Below are 24641 nucleotides of genomic sequence, written 5' to 3' on the forward strand. Positions count from 1 at the left end.
CAAACGCCGCGCCGAACAGCCCCAGGTAACCCATCAGCACCGGTCAGTGGGCCGGGTAGTCGGCCACCACCACATCCTTGCCTTCACGGGTCAGACCGATGACTTGATACGCCTCGCTACGCCCTTCCACTTCCATACCCGGCGAGCCCAAAGGCATGCCCGGTGCGGCAAGACCCAGCAGGTCATGACGCTGGCGCAAGGCCAACACCTGCTCGGCGGGTACATGGCCTTCGACGAACTTGCCGTCGATCACAGCGGTATGGCACGAACCGAGGCGCGGGGCGACGCCCAGGCGTTGCTTGACCGCGCTCATGTCTGCTTCAACGTGGTCGTTGACCTTGAAACCGTTGTTTTCCAGATGGCTGATCCATTTTTTGCAGCAACCGCAATTGGCATCGCGGTGTACATCGATGGGAATCAGCTCGGCGGCCTGGGCCAGGGGGGTGGCAAGCAGGGTGCAGAGCAAGGCCAGTCGCAATGGGTTTTTCATCAGGGGTCTCACTGAAAGCGCAGCAATAAACCGCGCATTCTCCCTGCTTTTTACACTGAGACGCGCTGGTAATGTTTCTAAATTATACGAAGCCTGGGCTTTCCAACCGCTGCTTGAGCTGGTCCAGGGCAATGGCGGAGAGTTTGATCATGCGTTTGTGCAAGGTAGCGAGTTGCAGTTCGGTTTCATACGTCAATACGCGCTTGAACCGAGTGCCACCCTGATGGGCTTGCAAAAAATAATGGATACAACCGTCCACCGCCAGTGAGGTGAACACGGTCTTGAACTCGTCGGGGCAGCGAGCGATTTGCACGCGGTAGCTCATGGATACGCGAATGCCCAGCAGATCGATGTCTTCAGTAAAGCGCGAGCCGACCGACAACGAGCCGCGGGTGCCGGTGTCGGCGCTAAGGGAGGAGGGGTGCCATTCGTGCCAGCGGTCGGGCTGGGTTACATAATCGTAAACAGTATGGATTGGGGCCTGGATAAAGCGTTCCTGACTGATCTGCTCCAAGCGGATCGGCTGCTCAGTCGCGTGCATGGCACACCTCCTGTGTGGCGGGTTTTTACACTGGGAGCTGTCAGAATAGTCTGGCTCCCGCGCTTCGCACGGGAGTATTCAGGCCGTTGATCAGCACGCTGAAAATTAGATATCCAACAGGGCCATCACTTCCTTGGGGTAGCGCAAACCGGCGGTTGCATCGGCCGGGAAGATTGCATCCAGCCCAGCCAGTTCGTCCTTGCTGAGGGTGATCGATACCGCCGCGACATTCTCTTGCAAGTAGGTACGCCGCTTGGTCCCGGGGATTGGGATGATGTAGTCACCTTGGGCCAATACCCAGGCCAGTGCCAGTTGCTCGGCCGTCACGGATTGGTTGGTGCACTTGCGTGCTCGGCCCGGCACGGGTTTACAAGGTTAGGCTTGTGCCCTGCGATAGGCGCCAGGTTGCTGCCCGGTGACTTTATGAAAGGCCCGGGTAAATGCGGCCACCGACTGATACCCGGCTGCCAGCGAGACCTCGGCCACGGTCTGGTCCGCCTTGAGCAGCCCACAGGCATGGCGCATACGTATCACCAGCAATACCTGCCCCGGCGACTGCCCGCATAACTCCCTGAAACGCTTGAAAAACGCCGAACGGGATAACCCCGTGCACGCCGCCATGCTTTCCAGGCTCCAGGGCTCGGCCGGGCGCGCAATCAGCTGCTCCAGCAGGCCGGCAAATGCCGGTTGCCGGCCCAGCGCTGCCAGGCCGCCCAGCTCAGTGTTGTCGATGACTTGCTGGCGCAGTACATATAAAAACAACAAGTGGCAAAGACGTTCGAGCAAGGCCGAGGAGGGCGCGGGTAGGCGCTCGCACTCCTGCAGGATCAATTCGAACAGATTGCGCGCAGCGGTCAACGATGGATCACCGGCACGCAGGATGATCCAGGCGGGCAGGCTGTCGACAATCATCGCCGACAAGCCGGATTGGAAATGGAAGAAGCCGCAAACCAGGCCCACGCCATCCATGGCACTGCTATCGAGGGGCAGCATCGGCCGGCGAGGGCACTCTTGGGCGCTTGCCGCGATACTTTCCCCGGACAACCGATAGGCCAGGTCACGCAGTAGAAACACGGCGTCACCATTGTTCAGGTGCCGGGACGTTGGATCACCGTCGATATGCAGCCAGCAATCGCCCTGCACGATCAAATGGAAGCTTGCCTGGGCCAGGCTGTGCGTGCTGGCGTGCCAGTCACCGCAGTAGCGGCCGACGTGAAACAAATTGGTATTGAGTTCAAGGCTATCTAATAACCAATCGACAAGAGTGCTGGACGAATTCATCTAATGGAAAGACTCAAGAGCAAGTAATCGCTACTTTAGCCTATTGAGCGATTTTTTTAGAACCAACAGACTGGCGCACTCGAACCCAACAGGAGACCACTCCATGTCCCGTGTACCGTTGCTCACCCCTGACACCGCCCCGGAAGCGGCGAAACCTTTCCTGGAAAATGCGCAGAAGGCCTCGGGTTTCATTCCTAATCTGCTGGCGGTGTTGGCCAATGCACCGGCGGCGCTGGAAACCTATATCACTGTCTCCGGCTTGAATGCCAAGGCCGAACTGAGCCTGGCCGACCGCGAAGTGGTGCAGTTGATTGCTGCTACTACCCACGGGTGCGATTTCTGTGTGGCCGGCCACACCGCCGTTGCGCGCAACAAGGCCAAGCTGCCCGAGAACGTGATCGAGGCCCTGCGCCGGCTGGGTGAGCTGCCTGACACTCGCTATGAGACACTCGCCGCCTTTACCCGTGAAGTGATCGCCACTCGGGGTGATGTCAGCGATGCCGGCTTTGAGGCGTTTCTCGCGGCCGGCTATACCAAGGGCCACGCGCTGGAGGTCATCCTGGGCGTAAGCCTGGCAACCCTGTGCAACTTCGCTAACGTGTTTGCCCGTACCCCGCTGAACCCGGAACTGGCGCAGTACCGCTGGGAAAAACCGGCAAGCTGAATCGGCGTTGGTCCACCTGCTGTAAAAGGAGAGACATGAATGCTTGACCCAATCTTGAGCCGTTGGCTCGATGTTCAAGCGCAGGCCCTGGACGTGGGCAGTTGCGATCCACAGGAAGTGCTGCCACGCCTGGCAGAAGCCAATATTCTGAAAATCGGTGTGCCCACCCAACTGGGCGGGCTGGGCGGTGATGTGGCGGGTGCGGTCGAGGCCATCGCCAATGTGGCCAGCCATTCCCTGGCGGCGGCATTTGTGTGCTGGGGCCAGCGCTCGTTTATCGAGTACTTGTTGCAGAGCCCCAATCAGCGCCTGCGCGAACACCTGATGCCGGACCTGCTCAGCGGCAAGTTGGCCGGAGCCACCGGGCTGTCGAATGCGATGAAGTTCATATCGGGTATCGAGTCGTTGCAGATCAGCGCCGAGCCCAACGAGCATGGCTGGACGCTCAACGGTCGTCTGCATTGGGTGACCAACCTGCGCAAGAATGGTTTTGTCGCCGCAGCTGCTATCGAACATGCGGGCGGTGGTACGCCGTTTATCCTGGCGATCCCGGATTCAGTGGCGGGCTTGCAGCGCTCCCGCGATCTGGAGCTGCTTGGGTTGCAATCGAGCAACACCGCTGCCCTTGGCCTGGAAGGCGTGGAGCTGAGCCGTGACTGGTTGCTGCACGAGGACGCGCGCAAGTTCCTGCCGGCAGTGCGCCCGGCGTTCCTTGGTTTGCAGTGCGGCATGTCGATTGGCCTGGCCCGCCGCTCCCTGGCCGAGGTGGCCAATCATCTGGGGGCCAGCCGTACGGTGTTGCGCGAAGAGCTGGAAGCCTTGCGGGCGACGCTGGACCATCTGGTCAGCGAGCTCAAGAGCGGGTTGCTGGCTGGGCGTTTTGCTGCCGAGCCGATCCCCTTGTTCAAGCTGCGCATTGCCCTGGCAGAAACCGCCGCCAGCGCCGTGCAGCTTGAACTGCAGGCCAGTGGCGGCAAAGCCTACCTCACCGCCCACGGTAGTGGCTTTGCGCGGCGCTGGCGCGAGTCGGCATTTGTGCCGATTGTGACGCCCAGCCTGGTGCAACTGCGCACTGAGTTGCAGCGCCAGGCCAACCTATGAGCCAGGCGGTCATGACGGCCCAGGGGATTTGCCTGGGGTATGCTAGCGGCCCGGTACTGCAAGGGTTTGACTTGCAGTTGCAGGCGGGCGAAGTGGTGTCGATCCTGGGGCCCAGCGGCGTGGGCAAATCCAGCCTGCTGCGTGTGCTTGCCGGCTTGCAGCTACCCCAGGCCGGTCGTGTGCACGTGTTGGGCGAACCCTTGAGCGGTCCGCACCCACGGGTGGCGGTGGCCTTTCAAGACCCCAGCCTGTTGCCCTGGTTGAACCTGGAAAAAAACGTCGCCTTCGGCCTGGACTTCGCCCGCCAGCCGCACCTGAGTGTTGAAGAGCGCCGCCGTCGTGTCGACCACGCCATCGCGGCGGTAGGCCTGGAACATGCGCGCCAGCAGTTCCCGGCGCAACTGTCCGGCGGCATGGCCCAGCGCACCGCGCTGGCCCGCTGCCTGGCCCGCCAGCCTCAAGTGCTGCTGCTGGATGAGCCCTTCGGCGCGCTGGACGAAGTGACCCGCGCCGACATGCAGCACCTGCTGCTCAAGGTCAACCGTGAGCAAGGTTCGGCGGCGGTATTGATCACCCATGACATTGACGAAGCGCTACTGCTGTCCGACCGCATCCTGCTACTGGGTAACCGCCCGGCGCGGACGTTGGGTGAATGGCATATCGACTTGCCGCAACCTCGGGACGAACAGGTCGAGGCCATCGGCGCGCTGCGTATCGATATTCTGAAAACCTTACGGCAGGCGAGCCGCCCTCAACCCAACCCCCTTGAACAACAGGAGCTTAGCCATGTGTCTGGATGACCTGACCCACTCGCGCCGTGACTTTCTCAAACTCTCGGCGGTGCTCAGTGCCGCCGGCGCCTTGCCGCTGTTGAGCAGCCTGCAGGCGCGCGCCGCCAATGAGCCCGACGCGCCGGTGCGTATCGGTTATCTGCCGATCACCGACGCCACGCCGTTGCTGGTTGCCCACAACAACGGCCTGTTCGAAGCCGAAGGCATCAAGGCCGAACGTCCGGTACTGTTGCGCAGTTGGGCTCAGGTGATCGAAGCGTTCATCTCAGGGCAGGTCAACGTGATTCATCTGCTGTCACCGATGACCGTGTGGGCGCGCTACGGCAGCAAGGTGCCGGCCAAAGTCGTGGCCTGGAACCATGTGGGTGGCTCGGGCCTGACCGTATCGCCAGGCATAACCGATGTGAAGCAACTGGGCGGCAAGTCGGTGGCGATTCCGTTCTGGTACTCGATCCATAACGTGGTGGTGCAGCAACTGTTCCGCGACAACGGCCTCACGCCGGTGACGCGTGCGACCGGCAGTTCGATTGCCGCCAATGAAGTCAACCTGATCGTATTACCGCCGTCGGACATGCCGCCCGCACTGGCCAGCAAGCGCATCGACGGCTATATCGTCGCCGAGCCGTTCAACGCGCTGGCCGAGAACCTCAAGGTCGGCCGCGTGCAGCGCTTTACCGGTGATGTGTGGCGCAACCACGCGTGCTGCGTGGTGTTCATGCACGAGCACGACCTGACCAACCGCCCGGAGTGGTCGCAGAAGGTGGTGAACGCCATCGTCAAGGCCCAGGTGTGGACCCGCGACAACCGCGAAGAGGCGGTGAAACTCTTGTCCAAGGATGGCCCGAACCGTTACACGCCACACGCCGAGCCGGTGTTGAGCAAAGTCCTGGCCCCGGCTGCCAGCGACCGCGCCGCCTATTTGGCGGACGGGGCGATCCAGCATGCCAATTGGGACGAGCACCGCATCGATTTCCAGCCTTATCCATTTCCGAGCTATACCGAGGAACTGGTGCGGCGCTTGAAGGACACTCTGATCGAAGGCGACAAGAAATTCCTCGCTGACCTCGATCCGGCGTTTGTCGCCAAGGACCTGGTGGATGATCGCTTTGTGCGTCAGGCGATCGAAGCGGTGGGCGGCATGAAAACCTTCGGCTTGCCGGACGGCTATGAGCGGCATGAGGAGATTGGCGTTTGAACAACGGTAGAATCCTGGGCTGGTCGCTGGGGTTGAGCGGCTTGGCAGGTTTGATGTTGCTGTGGTGGCTGGGTGTGAAAGTGTTCGGCGAGGCCGATGGCCTGTCGGCGCGCTTTTCGCTGGCGGCCACCGCAAGCAGCCTGTGGGAATTGCTTGGCCGCAGTGAGCTGTACCTGCACATCGCCGTGAGCCTCAAGCGTATCTTTGTCGGGCTGTTTCTTGCGCTGTTGATCGGGGTGCCACTGGGTCTGCTGGTGGGCAGTTCGCGCAATCTGGAGGCGGCGACTACGCCGGCCTTCCAGTTTCTGCGGATGATTTCGCCGTTGTCCTGGATGCCGATCGTGGTGATGCTCATGGGGGTAGGCGACCAGCCGATCTATTTCCTGCTGGCGTTTGCCGCGGTATGGCCGATCGTGCTCAACACCGCAGCCGGCGTGCGTCAACTCGACCCGCGGTGGTTGCAGTTGAGCAAGAGCCTGAGTGCCACGCGCTGGGAGACGTTGCGTCGAGTCATCATTCCTGGTGTGGTCGGGCATGTGCTGACCGGCGTACGCCTGGCCATCGGTATCCTATGGATCGTGCTGGTGCCGTGCGAGATGCTCGGGGTCAGTGCAGGGCTGGGCTATTACATCCTCGATACCCGTGATCGCCTGGCGTATTCGGAGTTGATGGCGATGGTGGTGGTGATCGGGCTGTTGGGGTTTGCGCTGGATGCGCTGGCACGTGGGCTGCACCAGCGCTGGGTGCAGCGGGGATAAACACGCACATTCGAGCGACACACTGTCGCTCGAAGCGCAGGGCAGGGTTAAACCTGAATAACCAGGTCACCTGGCAAGTCTGTGGGGGAGAGAGGGTTTCGTACGTTGGGCGAAGGTTTGTCGAAGACCCCGATACTGATGCTGCCTGTCATCTCGGCCAAGCCCGGAACACCCTCAGTGGTATTCATGTGTGATTGACCGACCAAGGCAAGCCACTTTTCCGTTCCGGAGTTGGCCTGGATCACTTCTGACGCATAGTAATTGAACTCTTCGAGGCGTTGCCTGGAGCCGAACCCTGTCTCGGTGCGGCCTAGTTTTGCGTCTTTATGCCGGGTTAAATAATAGTGATCAAGCGGCAACACTTCGATGCCATGCAATTCGAATTTGGCTTTGAGCTCGTCAAATGTCGGTTGGGTGCGAGGGAGGTCGGGATTGGCAAGGTTGCCGATGCCATCATCGACAATGCCCTTGGAAGGTAAGTCGATGACGCCCTCGAAATAGATCTTCTTCACCCCCTCCTGTTTGAATTTCTCAACGTTGTCGAAGAGCAACTTAAAGCTGGCCATCTCTTTATGGGACTCTCCGAACACGATGCCATTGGAAACTTTCAGTGCCTCTGTGATCACTTCGGCTGCGGGCGCGGTCTTGGAGATTTGCGGCGCCACTATGCGTGGTGGCAGGGCGCCCTCTTTGAGGGCGTCATAGGTCTCGTACATTTCCTCGATGAATTTTTTCAGGGTTTCATCTTTGCCGTCACCGCGCAGGAAGTGCCCTGGCTCCAGTTTCCCTTTCATGCTTTCTACATAGCTGCCTTTGGGCAGCTCCTTTCTTGTGACTTTGCTGCTGATCCTGGGACGTGTAGGTCGACCTATCGGGTCGAATCGATGCGCTTGCGAATGACTCGGGGCGTATGCCACAGGCATGTAAGTATGCGTCGGAACGAACGCATCGAGAGGCGGGCCGTAAGGCTCCCGGGTGCCCGCATCTACGGCGTACCATTTGCCCTCATGTAGAACGGCAGAGGCTTCCAGGTTTTTGTCACCACGCTTGAACAGGCCGATAGCGACATCATCGAAGGGCGCGCCTGCCTCGATCAGGTCGCTGCCCCTGGCCATGCCTCGCAGACGCTGTATGCCGTCACCGGCGGCGCCGGCACCTGCCAGAGCCAGCTTGCCGGCGCCCACCGCTGCATCGCCTAAACCACCCAGCGGGTTGAAAGCGCTCAAGACGTCGGCGCCGATTATTCGTGTGGCGCGCGCCAGTTTGCTGATGGCGTTGCTGGTTTTATGCGCGCCCTTCAGCAGTTTTGACGCGGTGCCCACGCCGGCAGTGAGAAAACCGAAGACGTCAAATGCCAGATCGACAGCCGCATCTTTATAGTTGCCGTTACGCCAATTGACGATGGCCGTTCTCAGCGGAATCAGGTCGAGGATAAATTCGCCGATGGTATTGAGGGTGTCACGGTTCCTCTCCGTAGACGTCCTACCTTCTGCTTGCCGCCTGACGGCGTCACTGTCGATGCCCTGCGCGTTGACTATCATCTGGGCGATGTCGTGGATGCGTGGGTTTTTGAATGTATTGACAGGGGGGCCTTCTCGGGTCTTTTCGACACCCAGATTATTCAGGTTCTTGCTGAGTGGGAGCGCTTCGATCTTGGTGACTTCATTGGCTATGTATTCATCCGCTGCGATGCGTCCCGAAGAAGCTTTTTTGATAGTCGCGGTGACCGGGTCGAATTCGTAGACGTGTTTCTCGCCCTTGAGCTCTGCTTGCATCAAAACTCTTGGGCTGGTGTGGAACAGTTTGTTTGGCCAAAACGGAATAGGCGAGCTGCGGTAGGTGTTCTCTTGATAAAAACTAAGCTTTGCGTTGTTTAAAATCTCTCGATCTGCGACAGGCAACTGGGTAATGGCATTCATCCACGTGTAATGGTGGATTTTTTTACAATGGGTCGTTACTTCGGCGAATTGTTTATCAAATTCCTGGGGGACGTTGAAGTGTGGGCTGTGGGTGAAAAGAGCGACGGCACCCAGGTTGACGCCCTTGGTGTTATTGCGGATCACCCAGTCGTTGGTGTTGATTTTCAGCCCTTGCATGGTGAGCTCGCGCAGCGAGTAGAGAGGGCCGAAGCGTTGGCCCTTGAGCCCCATCTTGTGATAATTCAGACAAAAGAGTTTGTCATCCAGAGGAAAGTCATCACCCAAGTGCTGCTGGATTCGTTCTTGTGCCATTCTTTCTCGATTCGGCAAGGGCTTGTCGAGCAAAGCGGACGCCTCTTTCAACGCTTCATGTTGAGCATTGAAAGCTGTGCGGGCGTACTCGAAATCCTCCGCGGTGTAGTGTGCGTCGTCGAAGCGGTAAATCACGTCGTTGGCCACACACCAGTCAATCAGTGCATTTTTCTTTGCCGCTTCACTGGCTGGGTATTGCGACGGGTCTGCGCACATCACTTCGGCGAAGTTCATGTTCATCGTCCTCCCGGGCGTGTGGGCTTCGATACCGGCCACCGCGATACATAAGTTTGCCCACGCCTGGCTGTGGCAACGTACTGACGCTGGAATGTCTTTGATCAAAAACTGGGGGGCGACCCGCATCAGCAGCAACCGGGCTGCCAGCGCGGCGGTAGCAGGGGAAGTACGGCCAGTGCTGCTCAGGTGATTGGCAAGGGCCTCAACCACGGAGGCGGGCGATGAGTCCCTGTGGATTTCGACGCCCAAATCAAAGCCGGCCACTATGTTTCGATTGGATTTTTGATCCAGCGCTTCAGGGTCGAGGCTCAAATGGATGGTCGCCAGCACATAGTCATTGGCGCTGCTGCTTGTGGCAATCCCGCCCACACTGGCTTGAACCGCGGCGCCTAGCGCTGCGGCTTGCGGTGAGTCGAGCAGTTTCTCCAGCGCGGCAGCAGGGTCTTGCATCAGTTGTGGAGACAGGGTGACGGCGTTGGCAAGGTAGTCCAGGGCGCCGACGCCAGGCTTGGGCAGTGGCAAGCCTGGCAGATTCGCGCTATTCGACGCGATGACATTGTAGGCCGTGCGCTGATGTTCAATGCTCAATGGCAGTGTCCAGGCCAGAGCACCACTCAAGTTGCCCAATGGGTGCTTCTGGACGTGCTCGCAGAGGTTCTGGGCAAGCTCCTGCAGCTCTACTCGGGTCTTGGGATAGTAAGGGCTTGCTGCTTTGATGAGCGATTCGAGGCTGGCGGTGCGTGGGGACGCATCGGCGGACGCAAGCGTGAGATGGGTGGACAGGAAATACGCGGCTACGGCCTCTGGTGTTGCGTCTTCGGGCAGTTTCTCCAGCGCCGTATCGAGGGCCTTGGCAAGGTTATGCAGCTCCTGGCGGTCGCTTAATTTTTTTCTCAGTGTCTGGCGTCCATCCGGCAGCGCTGGCTCAGCGGTGGCGGTGGTATCGCCCACCTGAGCGTCAACATCTGGCGGTGTTTGGGGAAGGTCGGTAGATAGCGGCGAAAATTGCAAACTACGAAGTGGGGCAGCATGTTGAATGTTCACAGTCACTCACCTTTCAGGCATGGAAACGTCAACGCTCCAAAAGGCTACATACCTGTAGCTTGAGCGCACTGATTCGTGTGCGCTCTGGGCATTACGGTTCCCACATGGCTACCCGTGGTGTGTGAGAAATCAAGTCAGCAAGACGCGAGGGGATTGCCCTCTCAACGATTAAAACCGACGGCCCGTGTGAGCGCCGAACAAGCCAAAATTTTTGATCGCCTGTAACATGAGACGCAGCCGACCCGGTTCGTCCCGATTTTCGGGTATGTGCGGCGAAACACAGCGGATACATTCTTTAAGGTTCAGGAACTTCGTCATGACCCAAAAGCAACGCTTGAAATACTCGATTCTGATCGCCCTGGCCGTGCTGGCCTCGATGTTCGGCCTGTCCTACCTGCAGAACATTGGCGTGATCAGCGAAAAGACCTTCCAGTACCTGGCCATTGCGATTGCCGTGGTGGTAGTGGTGATCAACGGCATCATGCGTCGCAAGGTCAAGCCGCACTTCTGATCAGCGCGGCGTGACTCAGGCGCGACCTTCGAGCACTTTGGCAGCCTCTTCATGGAGGCTGTAGCTTTTATCGGCATTGAGGGTGATCACGCCCTCGCTGCACAGACGCTTGAGCACCTCACGCACACTGAGAAACGACAACGGGATGCCCAGCTCCAGCAAGTGGCTGTGCACGCCCCGCACCCCCAGGGTGCGCTGATTGTCGGCGGCGCTGAGGAGGGCGTCGATGACCTTCAGCCGAATCAGGCTGGTGCGCAGACCGAAACACTTGAGCAAATGGCGAATGCGCTGGTTGCCTTGCTGTTCGGGTGCCTTGCCAAAGTCTTGTGAACCGTTGCCGTAGTTGGCCTCGGCAGTCGGTGAATGTCCATCCGTGGGCACTTGCGGGTTGTACATGCAAAAACTCCTTATCAGAGCCTGATCAGGAAAATGATGGTGCTCTTATTCAATAAGACGAACGAGAGAGCAAAATCATGAAGTGCCGAATGTAGAAAATTTGTCGGTATCAGGTTTGTCACACTGTCGCCGGCCTGGATAAGCCCCGTTCGTGGCTAAATTATTCCCGGTTAAATGCGTCCTTACGGTGGGGTAGTTGTATCTACCGAGGGTGTTCAATTTGACTGCGGGGTCTGCGTGATTATTTCCAACGGGTTGTCCAGAGTCTGCGTGGCAGGGGTGTTACTGGGGCTGAGTTTTGCGGCCTCGGCGCGCGAGCATGTGGCTCAGGCGTCGGCCGATATTCGCCGTACCACTTACGGCGTGCCACATATCCGCGCCGACGACGAGCGCGGCCTGGGCTTTGGCATCGGTTACGCGTATGCCCAGGACAACCTGTGCCTGCTGGCCAATGAAGTGGTCACGGTGAACGGCGAGCGCGCGCGCTATTTCGGCCCCGAGCAGGCAACCCTGGAGGAACGCAACAACCTTGCCAGCGATGTGTTCTTTACCTGGCTCAATACACCCGGCGCGGTGCAGGCATTCTGGCGTGCGCAGACCCCGCAGATCCGCCAGCGTATCGAAGGCTACGTGGCCGGCTATAACCGCTATTTGAAGGAGCAGGGCGCGCCCGCACAATGCCAGGCGGCGTGGGTACGACCGCTGGTTAAAGAGGATCTGGTCAAACTGACGCGCCGGTTGCTGGTAGAAGGTGGCGTTGGCCAGTTCGCCGAAGCCTTGGTGGGCGCCACGCCGCCCCAAGCCGTCGCCGGTGTGCAACCCGGCGCGCAGGCATTTGCACAGGCCGCCGCGCATCAGCAACGCTTCAGCCTCGACCGGGGCAGTAATGCCGTCGCGGTGGGGCGTGATCGTTCTTTCAATGGCCGTGGGATGTTGCTGGCCAACCCGCATTTCCCATGGGTGGGTGGCATGCGTTTCTACGAAATGCACCTGACCATCCCTGGCCAACTGGATGTAATGGGTGCCGCACTGCCAGGTTTACCCGTGGTGAATATCGGCTTCAACCAGCACGTGGCGTGGACGCATACAGTGGACACCTCCAAGCATTTCACCCTGTACCGACTGACCCTGGACCCCAAGGATTCCACGCGCTATATGCTCGACGGCAAGTCCGTTGCCCTGGATAAAACCACGCTGACCGTGCAGGTCAAACAGGCCGATGGCAGCCTCAAGGACGTTGCCCACACCGTCTACAGTTCGCAGTTCGGCCCCGTGGTGCAATGGCCCGGCAAGCTGGACTGGGACAACAAATACGCCTTCAGCCTGCGCGACGCGAACCTGGGCAACGACCGCGTACTGCAACAGTGGCATGCCATGAACCGTGCGGGCAGCATCACTGAGCTGCAAACTGCGGTGCACTCCCTTCAGGGCATCCCATGGGTCAACACCCTGGCTGCCGATGATCAGGGGCAGAGCCTGTACATGAACCTGTCGGTAGTACCCAACGTCAGCGCCGCCAAACTGGCGCAATGCAGCGACCCACGGGCCGGCCTGCAAATGATCATGCTCGACGGCAGCCGCAGCGCCTGCGCCTGGGACATCGACCCCAAGGCTGCGCAAGCAGGGATCTTCCCGGCGGCGCAGTTGCCGCAGTTGCAACGCACCGACTATGTACAGCACTCCAACGACTCTGCCTGGATGGCTAACCCCGAGGCGCCGCTGAGCGGGTTCTCGCCGGTGATCAGCCAGGACAATATTGGCCTGAGTCCACGCGCACGTTTCGCCCTGCAACGCCTGCAATCCCTGGACAAACAGCCGATCAGCGTCAGCGACCTGCAAAACATGGTCATGGACAACGAGGTGTACCTGGCGGGCCAAGTCATGCCGGACCTGCTCGATTTTTGCGCCAAGCAACTTGGCACCGACGCCGCCGCGCTCCAGCCACTGTGCACCAGCTTGAAAACCTGGGACCGGCGCGCCAACCTCGACAGCGGCATCGGCCTGGTGCACTTCATCAACCTGATGCAGCACCTGCAGCAAACTCCCGATGCCTGGCGTGTCGCCTTCGACCCGGCCCACCCCCTGACCACGCCCCGCGGCCTCGCCATCGATCGCGCGCCGGTGGCCGCCGCGCTGCGTGAAGCCATGCTGGCCTCCAGCGCAGACGTCAACCAACTCGGCCTGAGCCGTTGGGGTGAGATCCAGGTCAGCGGCCAAACCCCCATCCACGGCGGCCCGCAAGAACTGGGTGTCTACAACGCCATGCAAACCGTGCCCCGCGCCGACGGCAAGCGCGAGGTCGTCAGCGGTACCAGCTACCTGCAAATCGTCACCTTCGATAACGACGGCCCCAACGCAGTCGGCGTGCTGGCGTTCTCCGAATCCAGCAACCCGGCGTCCCCTTACTCAAAGGACCAGACCCAGGCCTTCTCCGAGAAAAAACTGCGCCCGTTGCCGTTCACCGACGCTCAGATCAAGGCCGATCCGCAGTACCAGCTCCACACCGTGAAGGAGTAGGGCAGACCCGCAACCCCTTGATGCCAGAGCAGAATATTTTTTGAAATCAAGGGGTTGCAGGCATAGGCAAATGAGTACATAATGGCGCCCATCGAACGCAATGAAGCATTAAAAACTTCAATGTATTCAATGAGTTAGAGTAGAGGCAGGCTTCACATAGCCCACTCAAGTTTGTATGCGGTGAATGTCAGCGATAAGGGCATTGATCGTTTGAGGCCGAGTAGCAAAATGGTTATGCAGCGGATTGCAAATCCGCCTACGCCGGTTCGATTCCGACCTCGGCCTCCACTCTTGAAAACCCCGTAGATTAACGTCTACGGGGTTTTTTATTGCCTGCGATTTGGCAACGCTTCCCGTGCACTTATTCAGTGCGTATGTTGGCAAGCGCAGGACTATGTCCGTACTTATCAAAGCTGACCGAGACAACCATGAAACAGAACATTCTTCTTGCAGCCGTTTGCGCTGTACTGATCCAGGGCTGTGCCTCCACCTCCAAAAGCCATGAGGACTCGCCCTCCATGCTCCCGACTACCTCGGCTGCTGTAGCCCAGCCAGCTTTACCCGCCTATTACTGGAACCTGGTTTCGGCCAATGATGCCTCGGGTAAACCTTTCATCGCTCTGAACAAAGGCATCGAGCGCAAGCTGCGCGTTTCCTTCGGTGACAAGAATCTGAATATCAGCGGTGGCTGCAACGGCCAGTTCGGCGGCTATCAGTATCAGGATGGGGTGTTGAAAGTGCAGTCACTGGCTTCAACGCTTATGGCTTGCGACAAGAGCCTGATGGACCTTGACGCAGAGGTCGCTCGACTGTTCAAGGGCGACCTGCGCGCCGTCATCACCGGCGATAACACGGCGCCGACGCTGCAACTGACTACCGCCAACGGCTCGGTGCTCAAGCTGCAGGGCGAGGCTACGCCGCAGACGCGTTACGGGAGCAAGGGTGAGGTCAAATTCCTGGAGGTGGCCGCCAAGACCGTCAAGTGCAGTCACCCGATGATTCCTGACTATCAGTGCCTTCAAGTGCGCGAGCGACGCTATGACGACGCCGGCCTGCAACTTGCGACCCAGGATGCGTGGCATCCGCTGTATCAGTCTATCGAAGGCTTCGAGCATCATGACGGCGTGCGCACTGTACTGCGGGTCAAGCAATACGAATGGAAAAATCCGCCCGCAGACGCACCTTCAAAGGTCTACGTACTGGATATGGTGGTCGAGCAGGACGCTTCCGGGACTAGTCAGTAACCGAGACCCAAAGCCGGTGACGTTCGAGAAAATGGCCGGTTTTCGACGAGTGACATGTCTAGATCAACGGTTCCAGCTCGGTTGGGGTTGTCACGTGTGTGTTTGCCAACTACCCTGAAAATGTTTGAATTATTACAAATAATTTCGGTTTGGCTTTTTTCGGTCAAACGACTTCAGGATGAGGGACGAAAAAATGTTTTCACACGAAGGCACCGCAATAGAGCTGTTGACCCTGGTTTTCGCCGTGACGGGCGTGCTGTTGATTGCCTGGTTTATTCACCATCAATACGAGCTCAGGTCACGCAAGCGTGTAAAAAAACAACAAGGTGGTAATCAGCAGCCTTCCGCTCAAAACCGCTGATTGAGCATAAATCCGGGCCAGCCATTCGCGCCGGTTTTAGTTCGATGCTCCGAGGCTCGGCGTCAGCCACTGGCCTCGGATCTATTGATTCTCTGGGCCTTGACTTCACTTGCGTAGGCTTCAAGCCTTTGCTGCTGAGCTGTGAGTAGCGCGCAGACTTTCGTTAACGTCGCTACGTTATTGGATGCGCCGCCAGCTGCCAATGCCGTCAGTTGCACCACCGACCAGCCGATAACCGCGCTGGCGTCTTCAAGGTCGTAGAACAGTTCCTGTTGTGCTGTCCTGGGGCCGTCGAGGTCGTCTATCAAAAGCGTGCACTCTGTGTGGGGTAAAAAGCTTAAGCGTGTACGACAGGGTAGTCATACCGACGCACAAGGGAAAATTACGGACAAAGAAAAGCCCGCGATGGGGGGCGGGCTAAAGGGGATGTTTTCAGGAGCTGTAGGCACAATAGGCGCTCGTCTGTGAAAGCTTTGTGAAACGCGCTCCTGAATTGAAATGCGCCTACACAGGCGAAATAGTCGCCAGCATCCCGATACCAATGGTCAGCACCAAAAAGCCGAACAGGAAAATTGCCATCTTGGTCATAAGGCCTCCGAAGGGAAGGGGGGACGACAGGAATGTCGGGATGGGGCTATTGTCCGCCTGGAGCGGTTTTCAATACAGACGCAGATAGAAAAGAAAAAACCGTATCAGATTGCCCGTTAGCGCCTGCGCCGGGCCTTTTCAAGCCAACAGTTTTTATAAAGATCAGCGCCGCGCCCTGAGACAGCCACCGCATTTGCCCCTAAGATAGCGCCCACTGCATCAACAATAAGAGTGGGTCCACCCTCGATGGAAAGACGCCAGTTCAGCGGTGGCATGCAAGGCAAGAACCTGCGCTACCTCAACGATCCCTCCCGGCAAGCAGCGTTGGTGACCCGCGTCGGTTTCCTGCTACTTGAACACTTCTCTCTGCCCGCTTTCACCCAGACCCTGGACACGCTGGTGACCGCCAATCTGTTGCGCCCCGAGCTATTTGCTTCGCGCACCTTCGGTTGGGGTGAAGGCGAAGTCATCAGTGACCTGGGCCTGGTCATCCGCCCCGATGCGAGCCTGGAACCTGCGGTCTTGCCGGACTTGGACCTGCTGGTCATCTGCGGGGGCTTTCGCACCGAACTCAAGGCCAGCGAACCCTTTATCCAGCTGTTGCGCAGCGCGGCCGAGGCGGGTGTCAGCCTGGCGGGTCTGTGGAACGGCTCGTGGTTTCTCGGTCGCGCCGGCCTGTTACAGGGCTATCGCTGCGCCATTCACCCCGAGCACCGTCCGGCGCTGGCGGAAGTATCCAAAGGCGCACAGGTCACCAGCGAGCCCTACGTGATCGACCGTGATCGCCTCACTGCGTCCAGCCCCTCCGGTGCTTTCCACATGGCGCTGGACTGGATCAAGAGCCTGCATGGCAAAGCATTGGTCGAAGGTATCGAAGATATCCTGGCGTTCGAAGAGTCGCGCTATCGCCGTATCAAACCCACCGAAAACGTCTGTGTCAGCGCACCGCTGCGTGAAGTGGTGAAGTTGATGGACGCCAACCTCGAAGAACCCCTGGAACTCGATCAACTCGCCGTCTATGCCGGTCGCTCCCGCCGCCAACTGGAGCGCCTGTTCAAGGAGCAACTGGGAACTACGCCACAACGCTACTACATGGAACTGCGTGTGACCGAAGCGCGGCGCCTGTTGCAGCATACCGAACTGTCACAGGTGGATGTGCTGGTAGCATGCGGGTTTGTCTCGCCGAGCCATTTCAGCAAGTGCTACAGCGCGTATTTCGGATATCGCCCCTCCAAGGAGAAGCGGTTGGTCAGGTAACGTGGCAGGAGTTGAAGCGCCTTCTGAAGGAATGTAAATGGTCATAACGCTTATGGATCGTTATCGCGGCAGCTTGCTTGGGCTGGCGTGCGGCGACGCAGTAGGAACCACGGTTGAATTCATGCCCCGCGGCAGCTTTTCTTCCGTCACAGATATGCTGGGAGGCGGGCCGTTCAATCTCAAGCCTGGCCAATGGACGGACGACACGTCCATGGCGCTGTGTCTGGCCGAAAGCTTGTTGCACAAGGGCGGCTTCGATGCGAACGACCAGATGGGACGTTATCTGAATTGGTGGAAGTGCGGGTATCTGAGCTCTACCGGTGAGTGTTTCGATATCGGGATGACGATTCGCGATGCGTTGGCGATGTTTCAGCAAACTGGCGACGGTTTTTCGGGCTCAACGAATCCCTATTCCGCCGGTAATGGATCAATGATGCGCCTTGCGCCTGTGGTGTTGTTCTATTTCCCAGACTTGGAGAACATCCGCCGTTTCACTGCGCAAAGCTCACGCACAACCCATGCTGCCCAGGAAGCCATCGAGTGTTGCCAACTGCTGGCAGAAGCCATCGGTAACGCACTGAGCGGTGTTTCGAAAGGTGAAGTGCTGAGCTTCTCAAATACCTCTTTGTCAGCTCCAAAGGTCACGGCTATCGCACGCGGCGAATACCGCGATAAAACGCACACCGAAATCGTCGGCTCAGGTTACGCGGTGGCTTCCCTGGAGGCCGCATTCTGGTGCTTCGATTACACTGCCAGTTTCGCTGAGGCTGTGCTTGCTGCCGCAAATCTGGGGGATGACGCTGACACCACCGCCGCAATCGTAGGTCAATTGGCAGGTGCATATTATGGTGTGCACGCTATCCCTATCGGTTGGCTGGACAAGCTATGGATGCACGATGAAATCCAAGACACCGCTGATGCCTTATACAGTGCCTCGCTCATGCAGCGACAAGGCTTAGAACCGCTCCAATCGATAGGGCCGTAACTCAGCCACCCGCTCTCCCGTCGCGAGTTGCCCAACCCTTTCGGCGGTCACCGCCGCCTGTGTCAGCCCCAAATGCTGGTGCCCGAACGCAAGCAGTACTTTGCCGTCGCACACCCGGTCGATGATCGGCAGCGAGTCGGGCAGGGACGGCCGAAACCCCATCCACGGCGTGGCGCCACGGTCGCTGAGGTCGTGACGAAACAGTCCTTTGCTCAAGCGATGCAGCTGCCAGGCCCGTTGCATATTGGCCGGGCGGTCGAGGCCGGCGAATTCGACTGTGCCGGCCAGGCGCAAACCGCCGGACAGGGGGGTCATGATGAACTTGCGCTCCAGCGAGGTGACGGCAAAGGGCAGGCGCTGATGCTCGTGGGGCAGCATCAGGTGATAACCGCGCTCGGTGTCCAGCGGCACCTGTTTGCCGGTCAGTGCGGCGGTGAGTTTGGCCGAGTGCGCACCGCAGGCGATGAGTACTTGGCGCGCTGTCAGTACACCTTGGTCGGTCATCAATGAAACGCCGTTGCCCTCCAGGCGTCCATCCAACACGCGCTGCTTCAGAAATTGCACACCCTCGGCCTTGGCCGCGTTCACCAGTTCGCCCACCACGGTGTACGGGTCGAGAAAGTGCCCGGTAGTGGGGAAGAACAATCCGCCTTGTATCGCGTCGCTCAGTTGTGGCGCGGCCTTGCGCACCGCATCGCCGCTCCAGAAGTTCACCGCTACACCTTGCTGAGTCATGCGCTGCTGCAACGCATCGATGGCAGCGCGGGATTCGGCGCGCTCAAACACCAGCAGTGAACCGTCTTCACGCAACAAATGCGCTTGCCCAATGGAGTGCAGCAAGCGCTGCCACGCGCCCAGGCTGCCTTCGTTCAATGCACGCAGGCCGGCCACGGTGCGCTGGTAGCTTGCCGGTCGCAGATTCAACAATAGGCGAATAAACCAGGGCAGGGCGCGGGGCAGGTAGGTCCAGTCCAGGCGCAGTGGGCCCATGGGGTCCAGCAGCATGGCCGGCAAGCGCTTGAGGATCGACAGGTCAGCAATGGGAAATACCTGCTCTGTCGCCAGATGACCGGCATTACCGTAGGAGGCGCCCATGCCCGGCGCCTGCGTGTCGACCACCAGCACTTGGCGGCCCTGGCGCGCCAGCTGCAAGGCACAGGCGACGCCTATGATGCCGGCGCCCACCACCACAATGTCTGCTTGATTGGGCTGGGCCATGGCTACGCCTCTCTCTGGCCGTCAAGCAGGCGCCGCAGCCCTAGCGGGTTGTCGTGCCCGAGCGCATCGGGCAGTAAGGCATCCGGAAAATCCTGATAGCACACCGGCCGCAGGAACCTTTGGATCGCCGCCGTGCCCACCGAGGTGCTGCGCGCATCCGAGGTCGCCGGGAACGGCCCGCCATGCACCATCGCATCGCAGACTTCCACGCCGGTCGGCCAGCCGTTGACCAACAGGCGCCCGGCCTTGCGCTCCAGCACGGGCAGCAGGGCCCGGGCTTGTGGCAGATCCAGGTCATCCATATGCAAGGTCGCGGTGAGTTGACCTTCCAGGTGTTCGGATACCCGTCGCACTTGCTCGGCATCGCCGCATTCCACCACCAGCGAGGCGGCGCCGAAGACCTCGGCCTGCAGGTGTTCGTTGCTCAGGAATGCCTGGGCCTGAGTTACGAACAGATGGGCCTGGCCTTGGTTCGGCCCAGCTCCCGCCAGGCCCTTGGCGGCAACCTGGGCGTGCTGGGCCAGTGCATTCACGCCGGTTTCGTAGGCGCTGAAAATGCCCGGGGTGAGCATGGTCTGCGCCGGGCAACGTGGAAGCAGATCACTGGCGACCTTGATAAATCGGTCCAGGGCGCTGCCTTTCACGGCGATTACCAAGCCAGGGTTGGTGCAGAACTGGCCGGCACCTTGGGTCAGTGACGCGACGAAACCTTCGGCCAATGCCTCGGCCCGTGCTTCAAGCACGGCAGGAAACAGGTACACAGGGTTGATCGAACTCATTTCCGCATACACCGGGATCGGCTCAGGGCGTGCCTGCGCGGCCTGGCACAGGGCGATACCGCCACCGCGTGACCCGGTAAAACCCACGGCCTTGATGCGCGGGTCGGTCACCAGTGCGATACCCACCTCGTTACCCGCGCCATAGAGCAGTGAAAATACCCCTTCGGGCAAACCACACTGTTTGACCGCCTGGGCAACGGCGCGGCCCACCAGTTCGCTGGTGCCGGGGTGGGCGCTGTGGGCCTTGACCACCACCGGGCAACCGGCTGCCAGTGCCGACGCGGTATCGCCGCCCGCCACGGAGAAGGCCAGGGGAAAGTTGCTTGCCCCAAACACTGCGACCGGGCCCAAGGCGATATGTCGCTGGCGCAGGTCGGCGCGGGGCAGCGGTTGGCGCTGGGGTTGCGCGGTATCGACTCGTACGTCGAGCCATTCACCCAGGCGTACAGTGCGGGCAAAGGCGCGCAGTTGCCCGCAGGTACGACCGCGTTCACCTTGAATGCGTGCGCGGGGCAGGCCGGTTTCGGCGCTGGCGCGTTCGATCAATTCATCGCCCAGGGCTTCGATGTTATCGGCAATGGTTTCAAGAAACCCGGCGCGGTCTGCCAAGGTGGTTTCGCGGTAAGTATCGAACGCGGCCCATGCCAGTGCGCAGGCCTGCTCGACCTGCTCGCCATCGCCGCCGGCATAGGCGGGTTCCAGTGGCGTGTCGGTGGCGGGGTTGATAGCGCGGATCGCATCGCGATGGCCGCAAAGGGATTGCTGACCAATCAGCATCTTGCCTGTCAGAGTCATGGGGCATCCTGAAAAACAGAGGGGTGTTGTAGGAGCGAGCAAGCTCACTCCTACAGAAAATCAAGCGACGTTCTGTTCCGCCGACCAGTTGGCATACCACTGGCGGAACAGCGCGTACTGCTGCTCGGCATAGCGGCGCTGGGCAGCGCTAAGCACATCGGTTTCGTTGAAGTGCAGGGCGTAGCCCTGATCGCCGTTGAGCACCATCAAATGCTTGTAATACAGCACTAGGTCACAGCCCTCATCGAACGACGACAGCACGGCCAGCGCAGCTTCCAGTTCGCGGGCCTGGCGCCGCGCCTTGGCATCACCCTTGGCGGCCTTTTTGCTCAGGGCCACCAGTTGCAGCACTTCCCGAGGCAAGGCGTTGCCGATGCCGGTGATGGCGCCGGTGGCGTTGCAATTGACGAAGCCGTGCACCACTTGCGTATCGACGCCAACCATCAGCGTTACATCATCGTCCTGGGAGGTGATGTTTTCTGCGGCGTAGCGCAGGTCGGCGGCGCCGCCGAACTCCTTGAAGCCGATCAGGTTCGGGTGCTCGCGGCGCAGTTCGAAGAACAGATCGGCGCGGGTGGCGAAGCCGTAGTAGGGACTGTTGTAGATCACCGCCGGCAGGTTGGGCGCAGCGTTGAGGATCGCCGCGAAGTGGGCCTTTTGCGCGGTGACCGAAGCCCCACGGGACAGCACGCGGGGAATCACCATCAAGCCATGGGCGCCGACCTTGGCGGCATGGGCCGCGTGGGCCACCGCCTCACGGCTGTTCACCGCGCCGGTGCCGACGATGGTCGGCACGCCGGCCGCGACCAGACGCGCCACGCCTTCCTGACGCTGAGCCTCGGTGAGCAGCGGCCAATCGCCCATGGAGCCGCAATACACCACTGCGCTCATGCCGATATCAATCAGCTCGCGGCCTTTGGCGACCAGTGCGTCAAAGTCCGGTTGGCGCTCGGCGGTGCAGGGGGTCATCAGGGCGGGCATGCAGCCGGTGAAGATGTTGTCGCTCATGGTGCTAACTCCATTCAGGTTAATAAATAAAAGGCTCAGATGCCCCAGGCAAACGGGTCCTGCTCGTCGATCAGCAAGGTGCTGTCGGCAGTCATGTACGCGCGGCCGGTGATGAAGGGACGCACGCGTTCGCCGTCCCATTCATAGCGGCCCTGGAACTGGCTGCCGGTGATGCTGGCTTGTACCCAGGTCTGCCCCGCAGCGAGTTTTCCATCGGCGGCCAGGCACGCGAGCTTGGCGCTGGTGCCGGTGCCGCAGGGGGAGCGGTCATAGGCTTTGCCGGGGCACATCACGAAGTTGCGGCTGTCGGCCTGGGCGTCGTCGGCGAACAGTTCGACATGGTCGATCAACGCGCCGTCTGCGCCGTGAATACCTTGGGCCTCAAGGGCCTTGAGCATCGCCCAGGTGTAGTCGGTCAAGACGTCAACGTTGCTCATCTGCAGGGCCTGGCCGTGGTCCGACACCAGGAAAAACCAGTTGCCGCCCCAGGCGATGTCGCCCAGCACCACGCCATACCCGGGCACCTGCACCGGTACCTGCTGGCGGTAGCGGTAGGCGGGCACGTTGCGCAGGGTTACGCCACCGTCTTCGTGCAGCGTGGCTGCCACCGGGCCTACCGGGGTGTCGATGGTGTGGACACCTGGCGCGATAAGGCCGAGGTAATGCAGGGAGGCGACCAGGCCGATAGTGCCGTGGCCGCACATGCCGAGGTAGCCGGCATTGTTGAAGAAAATCACTCCACAGGTGGCGCCCGGCGTGACCGGCGCGCAGTACAGTGCACCGACCAGCACATCGTTGCCCCGTGGCTCCAGCAGGCAGGCGCGACGCCATTGATCGTGATGAGTGCGCAGATCTTCAAGCTGCTCGGCGACGGTTGTGCCCGCCAAAGCCGGGAAGCCGTTCATGATCAGGCGCGTGGGTTCGCCACCGGTGTGGGAGTCGATTACATGCAGTCGCTTCATGGAAGGTTCCATCAGTGAGTGGCCGCCGAGAGGGGAGTGTCGTAGTGGCTGTCAGTGACCGCTTCGCTTTCATCGTCTTCGGTCTCCAGGCGCACCAGGTGGGCCGGCACACCGGTGGCGGCGCCCCAGTAGTAGATGCCCAGGGCGCAGGCCGCTACGACCAGCGTGTCAAACGGGTGGCTGATCACACCAATACCGCCAAAGCTGCCGAGCTTGGAGAGCAAAATGGTCACGGCGTAGAAGCCGATCAGCCAGGCCGAAGAGCGCACTTGCTGCTTGAGATTGAGGTGCGCGGTCGGTACCCAGCGTGCACAGAGCAGGTACACCACAAACATCAGGATTTGCAGGCCCAACAGCCATGACACCGTGTTCCAGCCTGACCAGTACACGATCAGCGCGGCGATGATGAATGACAGCGGACCCAATACCGCCATGCCCTTGACCCGGAACGGCCGCGCCATGTCCGGTGCATTGCGGCGCAGAGCGGCGACAGTCACCGGGGCCACGGCGTAGCTCAGGATCAACGCGGCGGACACCACGTTGATCAGCGCTTCCCAGGAAGGGAACGGCAGGGTCCAGAACACCGACAGGCCAAAGGTCAGCCACAGCGCCGGACGCGGGATGCCGGACTTTTCATCGATGCGCGTGAAGATCTTGAAAAAGGTGCCGGTCTGCGCCCAGCCATACACCACGCGCGGGGTGGCATTCATGTAGATATTCCCGCAGCCGCTGGGGGAGATCACCGCATCGGCCACCACCAGATAAGCCAGCCAACCTACACCCAGCGCCAGAGCGATATCGCGATACGGCAGGGCCAGCTCCTTGCTGATGCCGGCCCAGCCATTGGCGAGCATTTCGGTGGGCACACCGCCGAGGAACGCGGTTTGCAGCAGCACATAAATGGCAGTCGACAACAGCACCGAGAGAATCAGCGCGATGGGAATGGTGCGCTGCGGGTTCTTCACTTCGCTGGCCACCGAAATGATCGGCGTCAGCCCCAGGTAGGCGAAGATCACGCCGCCAGCCGACACCGCCATCTCAATGCCCGAGAGGCCGAACGGTGCAAAACCATGCATCTGGAAGTTCGCCGGTTTGAAGAAGGTGAACAGCACACCGATCACCAGCAACGGCACGATGAACTTGAACACGCTCACCAGGTTATTGGCGATGGCAAAGGTCTTGACGCTGCGGTAGTTGAGGATAAAGAACAGGCATAGCAGCGCGAACTGCACCAGCCAGCCCAGGGTGGTCGGGTCGCTGGAACCGGCCTTGGTCAACTCCGGAAACCACGCTGCAGCGTATTGGCGCGAGGCAACCACTTCAATCGCCACCAGGCTGGAAAACGCGATCAGCGTGATAAAGCCCATCAGGTAGCCCAGCAACGGGCCATGGGAGTACACCGGGTAACGCACTACGCCACCGGCGCGGGGCAGGGCGGCGCCGAGTTCGCAATAGACAATGCCCAGCAACAGCACGGCGAACCCACCCAGCAACCAGGAAAAAATCCCTGCCGGGCCGGCGATGGCCGACACATGACTGGCGGCGAATAACCAACCCGAACCGAAGATGGCTCCCAGCCCGATAAAGGTGAGGTCCATCAGTGACAACTGTTTCTTGAACTTGCCTTGGCCTGACATAGCGGCGCCTTCTTGTGAGTTATTGGATAGGCATGCAGTGGCGCTATCGT

At 60.0% G+C, this 24641-nt stretch carries 22 protein-coding genes, 1 tRNA gene and 1 pseudogene; 12 read left to right on the forward strand and 12 right to left on the reverse strand.

Annotated features, from left to right (window positions below):
- Positions 1 to 43 precede the first annotated feature (43 nt).
- From E3O56_RS17970 to E3O56_RS17985, 4 genes and pseudogenes are all read right to left on the reverse strand, one after another.
- Positions 44 to 490 carry a DUF411 domain-containing protein gene (locus E3O56_RS17970; protein WP_032875638.1) on the reverse strand — a complete coding sequence of 149 codons (447 nt, stop codon included), beginning with the start codon at positions 488 to 490 and terminating at the stop codon, positions 44 to 46.
- Positions 491 to 572: 82 nt separating this feature from the next.
- Positions 573 to 1031, reverse strand: coding sequence for an SRPBCC family protein (locus tag E3O56_RS17975; RefSeq protein WP_248128664.1), 459 nt, complete (start codon positions 1029 to 1031; stop codon positions 573 to 575).
- 105 nt (positions 1032 to 1136) lie between these two features.
- Positions 1137 to 1367, reverse strand: a pseudogene (locus E3O56_RS17980) (aldo/keto reductase); the annotation flags it as partial.
- Between the two features lie 39 nt (positions 1368 to 1406).
- A complete protein-coding gene (locus tag E3O56_RS17985; protein ID WP_032875630.1) occupies positions 1407 to 2312 on the reverse strand; it encodes an AraC family transcriptional regulator in 906 nt (301 codons plus the stop codon).
- Between the two features lie 103 nt (positions 2313 to 2415).
- On the opposite strand from E3O56_RS17985, the gene E3O56_RS17990 reads away from it, so the two are divergent.
- Genes E3O56_RS17990 through E3O56_RS18010 form a run of 5 tightly spaced genes read left to right on the forward strand, consistent with a single transcriptional unit; the run spans position 2416 to position 6821 of the window.
- On the forward strand, positions 2416 to 2976 hold the full coding sequence (locus tag E3O56_RS17990) for a carboxymuconolactone decarboxylase family protein (RefSeq protein ID WP_032875627.1): 561 nt from the start codon (positions 2416 to 2418) through the stop codon (positions 2974 to 2976).
- Positions 2977 to 3015: 39 nt separating this feature from the next.
- Positions 3016 to 4077 (forward strand): acyl-CoA dehydrogenase family protein, encoded by a 1062-nt coding sequence (locus tag E3O56_RS17995; RefSeq protein ID WP_032875625.1) that lies wholly within the window; start codon positions 3016 to 3018, stop codon positions 4075 to 4077.
- Complete coding sequence (locus tag E3O56_RS18000; RefSeq protein WP_005788050.1) at positions 4074 to 4877, forward strand: ABC transporter ATP-binding protein; 804 nt, start codon at positions 4074 to 4076, stop codon at positions 4875 to 4877. The genes E3O56_RS17995 and E3O56_RS18000 overlap by 4 nt, the downstream gene beginning before the upstream one ends.
- A complete protein-coding gene (locus tag E3O56_RS18005) occupies positions 4864 to 6063 on the forward strand; it encodes an ABC transporter substrate-binding protein (RefSeq protein WP_032875622.1) in 1200 nt (399 codons plus the stop codon). Before E3O56_RS18000 ends, E3O56_RS18005 begins: the two co-directional genes overlap by 14 nt.
- Before the next feature lie 53 nt (positions 6064 to 6116).
- Complete coding sequence (locus E3O56_RS18010) at positions 6117 to 6821, forward strand: ABC transporter permease (RefSeq protein WP_177464484.1); 705 nt, start codon at positions 6117 to 6119, stop codon at positions 6819 to 6821.
- Positions 6822 to 6868: 47 nt separating this feature from the next.
- Here E3O56_RS18010 and E3O56_RS18015 read toward each other — a convergent pair whose 3' ends face one another.
- Positions 6869 to 10333, reverse strand: a complete 3465-nt coding sequence (locus tag E3O56_RS18015) for a membrane-targeted effector domain-containing toxin (protein ID WP_146097877.1) — start codon at positions 10331 to 10333, stop codon at positions 6869 to 6871.
- A 316-nt stretch (positions 10334 to 10649) separates the two neighbouring features.
- On the opposite strand from E3O56_RS18015, the gene E3O56_RS18020 reads away from it, so the two are divergent.
- Positions 10650 to 10844: a hypothetical protein gene (locus tag E3O56_RS18020; RefSeq protein WP_005788056.1), complete on the forward strand. Its 195-nt coding sequence runs from the start codon at positions 10650 to 10652 to the stop codon at positions 10842 to 10844.
- Between the two features lie 15 nt (positions 10845 to 10859).
- On the opposite strand, the gene E3O56_RS18025 is transcribed toward E3O56_RS18020, so the two are convergent.
- Entirely contained in the window at positions 10860 to 11240 is a 381-nt protein-coding gene (locus tag E3O56_RS18025) for a fe2+ zn2+ uptake regulation protein (protein WP_248128665.1), read from the reverse strand.
- A gap of 237 nt (positions 11241 to 11477) precedes the next feature.
- Between E3O56_RS18025 and E3O56_RS18030 the strand changes: the two genes are divergently transcribed.
- The 4 genes from E3O56_RS18030 to E3O56_RS18045 all read left to right on the forward strand — a co-directional run bounded on the left by E3O56_RS18030 (position 11478) and on the right by E3O56_RS18045 (position 15362).
- Positions 11478 to 13757, forward strand: coding sequence for an acylase (locus tag E3O56_RS18030; RefSeq protein WP_248128666.1), 2280 nt, complete (start codon positions 11478 to 11480; stop codon positions 13755 to 13757).
- A 214-nt stretch (positions 13758 to 13971) separates the two neighbouring features.
- Positions 13972 to 14045 (forward strand) — tRNA-Cys (locus E3O56_RS18035).
- 230 nt (positions 14046 to 14275) lie between these two features.
- Entirely contained in the window at positions 14276 to 15001 is a 726-nt protein-coding gene (locus tag E3O56_RS18040; protein ID WP_248128667.1) for an META and DUF4377 domain-containing protein, read from the forward strand.
- Between the two features lie 193 nt (positions 15002 to 15194).
- Entirely contained in the window at positions 15195 to 15362 is a 168-nt protein-coding gene (locus tag E3O56_RS18045; RefSeq protein ID WP_216091436.1) for a hypothetical protein, read from the forward strand.
- Between the two features lie 62 nt (positions 15363 to 15424).
- Here the strand turns inward: E3O56_RS18045 and E3O56_RS18050 are convergent, their stop codons facing one another.
- A complete protein-coding gene (locus tag E3O56_RS18050; protein ID WP_032875609.1) occupies positions 15425 to 15670 on the reverse strand; it encodes a hypothetical protein in 246 nt (81 codons plus the stop codon).
- A 553-nt stretch (positions 15671 to 16223) separates the two neighbouring features.
- On the opposite strand from E3O56_RS18050, the gene E3O56_RS18055 reads away from it, so the two are divergent.
- On the forward strand, positions 16224 to 17207 hold the full coding sequence (locus tag E3O56_RS18055) for a GlxA family transcriptional regulator (protein WP_050549421.1): 984 nt from the start codon (positions 16224 to 16226) through the stop codon (positions 17205 to 17207).
- A gap of 37 nt (positions 17208 to 17244) precedes the next feature.
- Entirely contained in the window at positions 17245 to 18192 is a 948-nt protein-coding gene (locus E3O56_RS18060; RefSeq protein ID WP_248128668.1) for an ADP-ribosylglycohydrolase family protein, read from the forward strand.
- Here E3O56_RS18060 and E3O56_RS18065 read toward each other — a convergent pair.
- From E3O56_RS18065 to E3O56_RS18085, 5 genes are read right to left on the reverse strand one after another with little or no spacing between them, the layout of a single operon-like run.
- The gene (locus tag E3O56_RS18065; RefSeq protein ID WP_248128669.1) at positions 18163 to 19410 is read right to left on the reverse strand and encodes an FAD-dependent oxidoreductase; all 1248 of its coding nucleotides are present in this window, start codon (positions 19408 to 19410) and stop codon (positions 18163 to 18165) included. The two genes, E3O56_RS18060 and E3O56_RS18065, sit on opposite strands and share 30 nt — an antisense overlap.
- 2 nt (positions 19411 to 19412) lie before the next feature.
- The gene (locus tag E3O56_RS18070) at positions 19413 to 20984 is read right to left on the reverse strand and encodes an aldehyde dehydrogenase (NADP(+)) (protein ID WP_248128670.1); all 1572 of its coding nucleotides are present in this window, start codon (positions 20982 to 20984) and stop codon (positions 19413 to 19415) included.
- Positions 20985 to 21044: 60 nt separating this feature from the next.
- Entirely contained in the window at positions 21045 to 21992 is a 948-nt protein-coding gene (locus tag E3O56_RS18075) for a dihydrodipicolinate synthase family protein (protein ID WP_057012563.1), read from the reverse strand.
- A gap of 35 nt (positions 21993 to 22027) precedes the next feature.
- Positions 22028 to 22954 carry a 4-hydroxyproline epimerase gene (locus E3O56_RS18080; RefSeq protein ID WP_032875595.1) on the reverse strand — a complete coding sequence of 309 codons (927 nt, stop codon included), beginning with the start codon at positions 22952 to 22954 and terminating at the stop codon, positions 22028 to 22030.
- 11 nt (positions 22955 to 22965) lie between these two features.
- The gene (locus E3O56_RS18085; RefSeq protein ID WP_005788090.1) at positions 22966 to 24591 is read right to left on the reverse strand and encodes an APC family permease; all 1626 of its coding nucleotides are present in this window, start codon (positions 24589 to 24591) and stop codon (positions 22966 to 22968) included.
- Between the last annotated feature and the right edge of the window lie 50 nt (positions 24592 to 24641).

Origin of the sequence: Pseudomonas sp. W2Aug9, assembly GCF_023127755.1 — a bacterium.
Taxonomy (GTDB): domain Bacteria; phylum Pseudomonadota; class Gammaproteobacteria; order Pseudomonadales; family Pseudomonadaceae; genus Aquipseudomonas; species Aquipseudomonas synxantha_A.